The following is a 9,428-nucleotide window of genomic DNA, read 5'->3' on the forward strand; positions in this document are numbered from 1 at the left end:
AGCACAAGGGCCTGTCCTACTTCCTCATCGACATCAAGAACAGTGGCCTCGACATCCGCCCGCTGCGCGAGATCACCGGTGAAGCACTGTTCAACGAGGTGTTCTTCGATGACATCTTTGTTCCCGACGAGTGCCTCGTCGGCAAACCTGGCGACGGCTGGAAGCTGGCCCGCACGACGCTGGCCAATGAGCGGGTTTCGCTGTCCAACGACTCGTCGTTGGGTTCGGGCGGCGAAGCACTGCTGAGCTTGGCCGGTGGACTGTCCGGCGGAATCGATGACGAGCAGCTCACGGTTCTCGGAAAGGTGCTGTGCGACGCACAGTCCGGCGGACTGCTCGGGCTGCGCACCACGTTGCGTTCGCTTTCCGGAGCGCAGCCCGGCGCGGAGTCCTCCGTTGCGAAGCTCATCGGTGTCGAACACATCCAGCAGGTCTGGGACTTGGCAATGGAATGGGCCGGTCCCAGTTCGCTTCTCAGCGATCAGAGCCGGCTGTCGGCGACGCAGATGTTCTTGAGCATGCAGTCGATGTCCATTGCGGGTGGTACCACCAATGTTCAGCTCAACATCATCGGCGAGCGAATTCTGGGTCTGCCCCGCGACCCCGAACCAGGAAAGTGATACGCGTATGAGCAATCGCACCTTCGTTGTAGGCGTCGGCATGACCAAGTTCGAGAAGATCGAGACCCGAGACTGGGAATACCCGGACATGGTGACCGAGGCTGTCTCGAACGCACTCACCGATGCGGGGGTCAGTTACGACCAGATCCAGCGTGCTGCAGTCGGTTACGTCTTCAACGCATCGACTGCCGGTCAGCGTGCCCTGTACGAGACGGGCCTGTCGGGCATCCCGATCTTCAACGTCAACAACAATTGCGCCACGGGTTCGACGGCGCTGATGATGGCACGGGAGTGGGTCCAGGCCGGACAGGCCGACTGCGCCTTGGCGGTTGGCTTCGAAAAGATGACCAAGACGGCACTGACCGGCAACGGTGAGATGCCCAAGGTCACCACCTTGGACTCGCAGCTGAAGATCATGGTCGAGGACTACGGTTTTGCCCGTTCGCCCATGACAGCTCAGCTGTTCGGTAACGCGGCCGTCGAGCACATGGCGAAGTACGGCACTACCGTCGAGCAGATCGCCGCTGTTGCAGTCAAGAATCACAAGCACTCGGTCAACAACCCGTATGCGCAGTTCCGTGACGAGTACACCCTCGAACAGGTGCTCGGCGACAAGATGATTCACGCGCCGTTGACTCGTTCACAGTGCTCACCGACCTCGGACGGCGCTGGTGCAGCCATCGTCGTGAGCGAAAAGTTTGTCCGTGAACACGGCCTCGAAGACCGTGCAATCGAGATCGTCGCCCAGGCGATGACCACCGATACCGAGGCAGCGTTTGCCGAGAAGTCGATGATCGACGTAGTCGGTGCACCGATGACGGCTGCAGCTGCCGAGCAGGTCTTTGCAGAAGCCGGCATCACGATCGACGATGTTGATGTCATCGAATTGCACGATTGCTTCGCGATCAACGAGATCATCACCTACGAAGGCCTCGGAATGTGCGCGGCCGGAGAGGGCGGAAAGCTCGTCGAATCCGGAGCCACCACTTACGGCGGACAGTGGGTCGTCAACCCGTCCGGTGGCCTGATCTCGAAGGGTCACCCGCTCGGTGCCACCGGTTTGGCGCAGTGCGCCGAGCTGACCTGGCAGCTTCGGGGAACCGCAGATGCCCGTCAGGTCGAGGGCGCTCGAATCGGATTGCAACACAACCTCGGGCTGGGCGGCGCTTGCGTCGTCACGGTCTACCGCGCCGGAACTCTGGAGAACTGATGGCTATCGATCTTGCGGTGGCCTTGGCCGCCGAACCGACTGTGCGCGAAGCGTCGTGGACTGAGCGTGATGTCATGCTCTATCAGCTGGGCCTCGGAGCCGGAGTCAACGCTCTGGATCCGGCCGAGCTGAGTTGGGTCTACGAAAAGGGCCTGAAGGTTCTCCCGACCTTCGCCATGGTTGCAGGCCAGGGCATTTCGGCAGGTTTACTTCCCGCTCCGTCCATGAACATGCCCGGCATCGACATCGATCTGCGCAAGATTCTGCACGGTGGACAGTCGCTGACCCTGCACGCGCCCATCCCGACATCGGGTGCGGCTCGCATCTCATCCCGAGTGGCCGACGTGTGGGACAAGGGCAAGGCAGCCGTCATCGTGCTCGAAGCTGCAGCCGAGGACCTCGACGGAAATCCGTTGTGGACCACCGGAATGCAGATCTGGGCTCGCGGTGAAGGCGGATTCGGTGGAGAAGCCGGTCCCGAAGTTGTTGCAGGCGTTCCCGACCGGGCGCCGGACAAGGTGCTCACCTCGGCAACCAGCGCATCGCAGGCGTTGCTGTACCGCCTCAGCGCAGACATGAACCCGCTGCACGCCGATCCCGCCTTCGCCAAGATGGCCGGCTTCGACGCACCCATCCTGCACGGCCTCGCGTCGTACGGTGTTGTCTGCAAGGCCGTCGTCGACGGTGTTCTCGACGGCGATCCGTCGCGCGTGAAGAACTTCGCGGTGCGGTTCGCAGGCTCATTGTTCCCCGGCGAAAGCATCACCACGTCGGTGTGGCAGGACGGCAACACCCTGACATTGATGGCAACCTGCCCCGAGCGTGAGAACTCCCCGGTTCTCACCCACGCCACGATGGAGATCAACTAATGGATATGGGCACGCATCCCACGGCGGCTACGCATCCGGGTGGCACGATTCTGACGTCGCCGCCGCAGGACGTACCTGTCGATCGGGCCACGTTGGCTGCTCGACGCGTCGTCGACGCGATGCTGCGTACCGATCGTGGTAACGCGAATCTCGACCGAGTTGCCGAGGAGCTCAACAGCATTGCCGATCACCTCGAGGAGCACGCACCTGAGGTTGCCGAGCGGTTGATCGATATGTGGAACGGTGAAGGCGTGACCCGTCACGATCCCGTCACGGGACCGGAGAACGCCATCGCACCGCCGCTGGTGTTGGAAGGCCTCGCGGATGGTTCCGTTCAGGGTGTCGTCACCCTGACCCTGCCGTACCAGGGTCCTCCCGGTCATGTTCACGGCGGAGTGTCCGCGTTGATCCTCGACCATGTGCTCGGCGTAGCCAATGCCTGGGGTGGAACTTCGGGAATGACGGCGCAATTGAGCACGCGCTATCACCGTCCGACGCCGTTGTTCGTGCCGCTCACCATCTCCGGCAAGTTCATCTCGAAAGACGGCCGCAAGATCAAGACTGTCGGCGAGATCAAAACTGCTGACGGTGAAGTGTGCGTCTCGGTTGAAGGCTTGTTCATCGACAAGACGGTTCCGCGCCCCCGTTAGGGGCTTGACGAAGAAGGGCACGACAGTGGGAAAGCTCGACGGACGTGTAGCAGTGGTAACCGGTGCCGGAATGGGTATCGGACGCGGTGTGGCTGGCGCTTTCGCGCGTGAAGGTGCCTCGGTGCTGGTTGCCGAGATCGACGAGCAGGCAGGGCTCGAGACAGCCCAGTGGCTGCGCGATGAATGGGGCGCGGAGGCTGAGTTCATTCGCACCGATGTCACCGACAAAGCGCAGGTTGTTGCCATGGTCAACAAGGCAGTCGAGCGATTCGGTCGTCTTGATATTCTCGTCAACAATGCTTGGCGGACTTTCGGTTTCGCGCGGCTCGAGAAGATGACCGACGAGCAGTTGCGCGGCGGTTTCGACATGGCTGTGATGGCCGCGTTCTGGGCCATGCAGGCTGCACTACCGGAACTCGAGCGTCACGGTACGGGTCGAGTCATCAACATGTGCAGCCTCAACGGTGTGAACGCACACATGTACTCGGTGCAGCACAACGCGGCGAAGGAAGCGCTGCGGACGCTCACACGTACTGCTGCGCGGGAGTGGGCCCCAAAGCAGGTGAACTGCAATGTCATCTGCCCCGGAGCTCAGAGTGCTGCGTACAAGCGCGTCGCCGAAGCCAACCCGGAAAACGTAGCTGTCATGGCTGCGCAGAATCCCATGGGCCGCATCGGGGATCCCCTCGACGACATCGGACCTGTCGCTGCCTTCTTGGCGAGTGACGACAGCCGCTACGTCACCGGTAACACCCTCTTCGTTGACGGCGGTGGGCACATCAACGGCGTGCAGTGGGCGCCGACTGTCGACTGAATACCATTGTGCTGTAACTGAAAGGGGCTCGATGCATTTCGCATCGAGCCCCTTTTTGTTCGTCACTGCTAGGTAACAACTCCGGATGGTGCTGGTCGGGTGCCCGGCTCCTGCATCGGCATTCGGTTGGGCGGCACAGGGTAGGGAGCACCCTTGCCGAAGGTCCCGAGTGCGATATTCGGCCCGCACTGTAGAAGGGCGTCCTGTGCTCCGGGGATAGGGTCGGACAATGCCGGTTTGGCTGCGTCTGGCGGCGCCGCAAAGTTGAATGCGGACGTCATGTCGCCGACGGCACTGCGGCGCCACGGCGTCAGATTTGGTACCGGCGCACCGAATCGCGTTTCCAGCAGCCGCAATTGGGACGTGTGATCGAAGACTTCCGAAGCGATCAGACCGCCGCGGCTAAACGGCGAAATCACCAACGCGGGAACACGATATCCGAGGCCGATCGGCCCGGCTACCCCATTGGCGGATGATACGGAATCCAAGGGGACGGCCAGGAACTCGCCAGGCGTTCCAGGCGGTGGCGTCGGCGGTGTGACGTGATCGAAGAATCCGCCGTTCTCGTCGTACGAGATGATCAATGCTGTCTTGGCCCACACATCAGGATTCGAGGTGAGGATGTCGAGAAGTTCGACGAAGCCCGCTGCGCCGAATGCCGGTGGAAGAGCTGGATGTTCGCAGTTGAGGAGGGAGGGGATGACCCACGATACGGCGGGCAGTGTTCCGTTTGCCACGTCGCTCCGGAAATCGTTGGGGTAGGTGGGATCGATTCCTTTGCGCGCCAGTGCGGAATTGGGATCCCGAGCTTGTGTGAAGCACCCCATCATCCCGTCCAGTGCAACCGACGAGAGCGGACCCAATTCTCGGTTGGTGTACATTTTCCAGCTGACACCAGCTTCTTCCAGACTTTCCGGATAGGTTTTCCAGGAGTATCGGAATTTCGGGATCAGCGTGGGTGTCTCCACCAACGGGCCACCGGCGAGTCCGTTCGGGTCGATGGTTCCGCTCATCCAGTACAGCCGATTGGGGTCGGTCGGGCCGAGGACCGAGCAGTGGTAGTTGTCGCACACGGTGAATGCGTCGGCGAGTTCATAGTGGATCGGGATGTCGTCCCGGGTGTAGTAGCCCATTGCGGCCGGGCCGTTGCCGACTCCGACGGAAGCAATGGACATTGGCATCCAACGGTCATTGCCGCCGTTATTCCATGCCTGGTGAGTACCTGCCCACGAGTGGTCCGGATCGTTGATGCACTCGCCGTTCAACGAGGGCCCCCGAGTTGTATCGAGACGAAACGGGTTGATGAATCCGCTAGGGTCTTCGCCTCGCTCTGGGGAGTAACCGAACTGTTTCCATGCCGGGGACAGATCGTCGAAGCCGCGTCCGCCTGACAAAGCCCCGAAATAGTGATCGTAAGAACGGTTTTCCTGCATCAACAACACAAAATGCTCAATGTCGTCGAGGGACCCAGGTCCAATGTCGGACATGGTGTGCGCTCTGGCGATGATGGGGCTTGCCCACGAACTGAGCATCGCTATCGAACCCACTGCTGTTGCTTTGGCAAGAAATTCTCGACGTGACAGGTTAGCGAACGGATTTCCATGCACCATGTGGTGATGTTCGCATGCGAAAGACCAAGTTGCACCGGAATCGCGTTCGTCCTCGTAGTCACTGATTTTTCCGGCCTATGCGACGTAGGCTTGTCCACGAGACAACGTGAACTCGGATCGATCAGAAGAGGCTCGAGATGTCCGATTGGGTGAAAAAAGTCGAGGCTGAAGCCAAAGGGCTTATCGCCGAGGCAGAAGAAGAACTGACGGTGCTGGAAGGCGTTGACACAATCGATCCGCTTGCCGACGAGGACAAAGCTACATAGTCCAGCGCGGGTTGGGCACAACTGAATCATTCAGAACAGTGCGGGATTGTCGCCCTATTTGATCGGCTTCCGCGGATGTGCCACGTACCTACGTCCCGATGCGGCTATCCGGACTCGAAGTAATCTCTGAAGTTTCAGATTCCGCTCCCGCAACACCCGTTTCTCGACCCACACACGCATCCGAGCATGCTGGCGTCGGCGTTCACTCCGAACCCGGGGAGTGCTGGGGAGGTTTCGTCCACCATTGACGCAATCTGCAACTTCCGGCCGTTGGTGGTGGAGTCGAGCGAAAGTCGTTCGCCTGCAAAACCTCCTCCGCATGAGTGATCAGTGCGGTCGAGGCACTTGCACGTTAGCAGGCCTCCAACCGCAACTCCTCCTTGCGTAAGAGGTGCTGAACTTTCTCAGTCGGATTCTCGGGCAGCTCCCCAGGGCTTCGGGTAGCTCCGTCTCCTCGGGTTCGTCAAGCCGGGCGAACGACGGGAAGGGCCCGCGCTCGGCAACGGCGGACCCTCCGCATTGCACCATCGAGGATGTGACGGACGGGTGCTGTGGCTTAAATTAATTTTAATGGTCAAAGTGGCGTAAAACACATAAATCGGCAGCTAAACTTCGGCGAACTATACAGTCGTCCAATTCCGAAGGAGTTGCTCGCACTGTCCGCCAGGAAGTTGAAACCCCGAGGAAATTGATGCGTAGGTTACTTTCGCTAGGACTCGCTGCCGCGGTGATCTGCGGCATTATCGCTGCCACACCGGTTGCCGCGCAGGACCTTCCACCCGCCCCGGCCGGCAAGCTCCACTCCGAGGGTACCGCGCTGGTGGACGAATTCGGCCGGACCATACTCCTTCATGGCGTCAACAACGTCGACAAGGACCCGCCGTACCTGTGGCCGGGTGACGGCCTGACGGTCACCCCTCAGGATGCAGATCTGCTCGCCCAGCACGGCTTCAACACTGTCCGGCTCGGGGTCGAGTTCGAGGCGATGATGCCCGAGCGTGGCCAGATCGACTATGCGTACCTGGACCGGGCCGCCGAGACCGTCGACGTGCTCGGCGCCCGGGGCATCCATGTTCTGCTCGACAACCACCAGGACGGACTCTCGAAGCCCTGGGGCGGCAACGGCTTCCCTGCCTGGGCTATCGAGGCACGGCCCGGCGAGAACGAGCCGAACCCCGGCTTCCCGCTCTTCAACCTGATGCCCAGTATGAACAGGGGATGGGACGAGGTCTGGAACAACACTCACGGCGCCCTCGACTACCTCGGCGATGCGCTCGCCGCCCTGACAACCAAGATGAAGGGCAAGCCGGGCGTGCAGGGCATCGAGCTGCTGAACGAGCCGTGGCCCGGCTCTCCCTTCCTGACCTGCTTCCCGAATGGCTGCCCGGACTTCGACCGCAAGTACCAGGGCGCGATGCAGAAGCTGACCGACGCGGTCCGCGCGGCGGACCCAACGGTCCCGGTCTACTGGGAACCGAACGTCACGTGGAACCAGTTGATGCCGTCGAACCTTGCCAATCCGCCGAAGACACCGGCGATTACCGACCCGAACATCGTCTTCGCGCCGCACGACTACTGCATCCCCAGCCAGCTCGCGATCTACCTGGGGCTGCCGGAGGGTTTGAAAGCACTGTGCACCGTGACGCAGGGCAACACCTGGGGCAATATCGATGCGATCACCAAGCGCGCCAACATCCCGACCGTGGTCACCGAGTTCGGTGACGGCGACCCGACTGTGCTGGCCAATACCCTTGATCGCGCCGATGAACGCTTCATCGGCTGGCAATACTGGCACTACAGCAGCATTTTCGGACCCGAAGGCGGCACCGACCCGTTCCTCAAGGCGATCGGCAACGAATTGGTGCGCACCTACCCGCAGGCCACCGCCGGCACTCCCGAGGGGATGAAGTTCGACTCGGCCAACGGTGACTTCATCTACAAGTACAGCCCGAAGGTGTCGACGAAGCCCACGGAAATCTACGTTTCCGACCGGCACTACCCCGAGGGTTACGTGGCCGTCGCCGAGGGCGGCACGATTACCTCGGCTGCGGGTGCCCGGATGGTCACCGTCGAGGCAGATGGCACCGATCCGGTGATCGTCAAGATCAACCGGCCTGGCTCCGACGGTGCCGAACTGCCTACCGGCCCGATCGGCACCGGTTCCTCGATGTCCTCCCTCGGCTCGGGTTCCTTGGGTAGCTCGGGTTCAGTGGGCAGCTCAGGTTCCTTGGCCAGCTCAGGCTCGTAACAGAACACTTGATCGGACTACCTCGGCCGCATTCACCATTTTCGCTGCCCTCAACCTCGCTGCAAGCGCAGAGCGAGGTTGAGGGCAGCGTTGTCATGACGATCCGCGCGGACACCGCACGCAGCGCACACGAAAACCCGACGATGCCGGATTGACGGCGCAGAGGCTACCGTCGACGTCCGCGCAACTGGACGCGACAGTCAAGACCGGAAACTCCCGATACGGGATGATATCGGTGCTACGCGTCTCGGCTGGAACCCGCACTACCCCAACCGCATCTACGTTGTGCGCGCCGAAGGCGCCGGCCAGACAAACGCACAGGCGCGTCACCGAAGATCCGGTGACGCGCCTGTGCGTTTACTGCTGGGGTTTTAGGATCCGAAGATGCCTGACAGGCTGCCGAGGCTGCCGGTGCCGCCGGGGGTACCGGGATCGGTGGCATCGGTGACATTCGCAGTCTTCGGAGTGGCGGCTGAATCCGCAAATCCGTCTGCACCGATAAACTCGGCGGTGACATTGAATGTTCCGGCGCCAGTGAAGGTGTGGGTGAGCGTCGCAACACCGTTGACCACGTCAACCGGCGCACCGATCAGCGTGTTGCCGACCTTGAACTGCACCTTGCCGTTGGCGGTGGTCGGGTTGACCGTTGCCTTGAGGACAACCGGGGTGTTCGTGTCGAGGGCGCCGATTGTGTCGAGCGTGGTGGTGGTCTCGACGTCGGTAGGTGTAGCCGCCGTGACGGTCACGGAGAACTGTGCGGATGTAGATGCGGCGAAGCCGGTGGTGCCGACAAACTGGGCAACTACGTTGGGGGTGCCTGCGGCAGTGAAAGTGTGCGAGAGGGTCGCAACACCGTCAGTGCCGACCTGACCGGAGCCGACTACAACATTGTCGACGAGGAACTTGACATCGCCACCCGTCGGAGCGGGGGACACGTTGGCCGACAAGACGACCGGGGTGCCGGCGACGGCTGTAGCCGATTCGGTGACCGTGGTGGTGGTCTCAGTATCGGAAGGAATCGGATCGGAAACGACTACCGTGGACGGAGTCGAGGTGGAGCCGGCAAAACCGGCACCGGCGACGAATTCGGCCGTAATGGAGTGTGCTGCAACGGTGTCGAAGGTGTGTGAGAGAGTCGCCG

The 9,428-nt window shown here is 61.5% G+C and carries 9 protein-coding genes; 7 read left to right on the forward strand and 2 right to left on the reverse strand.

Translation table 11 applies throughout. The features are described 5' to 3' along the window. The 5 genes from QM600_RS27915 to QM600_RS27935 all read left to right on the forward strand — a co-directional run. Window positions 1-620, forward strand: a 620-nt coding sequence (locus QM600_RS27915; protein WP_283265003.1) for an acyl-CoA dehydrogenase family protein, incomplete at its 5' end; no start/stop codon positions are given. A gap of 7 nt (window positions 621-627) precedes the next feature. Further along, window positions 628-1,830 (forward strand): lipid-transfer protein, encoded by a 1,203-nt coding sequence (locus QM600_RS27920; protein ID WP_283265004.1) that lies wholly within the window; start codon window positions 628-630, stop codon window positions 1,828-1,830. Further along, entirely contained in the window at window positions 1,830-2,699 is an 870-nt protein-coding gene (locus tag QM600_RS27925) for a MaoC/PaaZ C-terminal domain-containing protein (RefSeq protein ID WP_283265005.1), read from the forward strand. Before QM600_RS27920 ends, QM600_RS27925 begins: the two co-directional genes overlap by 1 nt. After that, window positions 2,699-3,349 (forward strand): PaaI family thioesterase, encoded by a 651-nt coding sequence (locus QM600_RS27930; protein WP_283265006.1) that lies wholly within the window; start codon window positions 2,699-2,701, stop codon window positions 3,347-3,349. Before QM600_RS27925 ends, QM600_RS27930 begins: the two co-directional genes overlap by 1 nt. A 25-nt stretch (window positions 3,350-3,374) precedes the next feature. Continuing rightward, entirely contained in the window at window positions 3,375-4,163 is a 789-nt protein-coding gene (locus tag QM600_RS27935) for an SDR family NAD(P)-dependent oxidoreductase (protein ID WP_283265010.1), read from the forward strand. Window positions 4,164-4,231: 68 nt separating this feature from the next. On the opposite strand, the gene QM600_RS27940 is transcribed toward QM600_RS27935, so the two are convergent. Continuing rightward, complete coding sequence (locus QM600_RS27940) at window positions 4,232-5,773, reverse strand: alkaline phosphatase family protein (RefSeq protein ID WP_283265007.1); 1,542 nt, start codon at window positions 5,771-5,773, stop codon at window positions 4,232-4,234. Between the two features lie 137 nt (window positions 5,774-5,910). Between QM600_RS27940 and QM600_RS27945 the strand changes: the two genes are divergently transcribed. Both QM600_RS27945 and QM600_RS27950 read left to right on the forward strand, forming a co-directional pair. Next, window positions 5,911-6,039, forward strand: a complete 129-nt coding sequence (locus QM600_RS27945) for a hypothetical protein (RefSeq protein WP_279395127.1) — start codon at window positions 5,911-5,913, stop codon at window positions 6,037-6,039. Window positions 6,040-6,730: 691 nt separating this feature from the next. Continuing rightward, window positions 6,731-8,287, forward strand: a complete 1,557-nt coding sequence (locus QM600_RS27950) for an endoglycoceramidase I (RefSeq protein ID WP_502943125.1) — start codon at window positions 6,731-6,733, stop codon at window positions 8,285-8,287. A 371-nt stretch (window positions 8,288-8,658) separates the two neighbouring features. Here the strand turns inward: QM600_RS27950 and QM600_RS27955 are convergent. After that, a partial coding sequence (locus QM600_RS27955) for an Ig-like domain-containing protein (protein ID WP_283265009.1) occupies window positions 8,659-9,428 on the reverse strand: 770 nt, incomplete at its 5' end.

The sequence above is a fragment of the Rhodococcus sp. IEGM 1379 genome, assembly GCF_030056815.1.
Taxonomy (GTDB): domain Bacteria; phylum Actinomycetota; class Actinomycetes; order Mycobacteriales; family Mycobacteriaceae; genus Rhodococcus_F.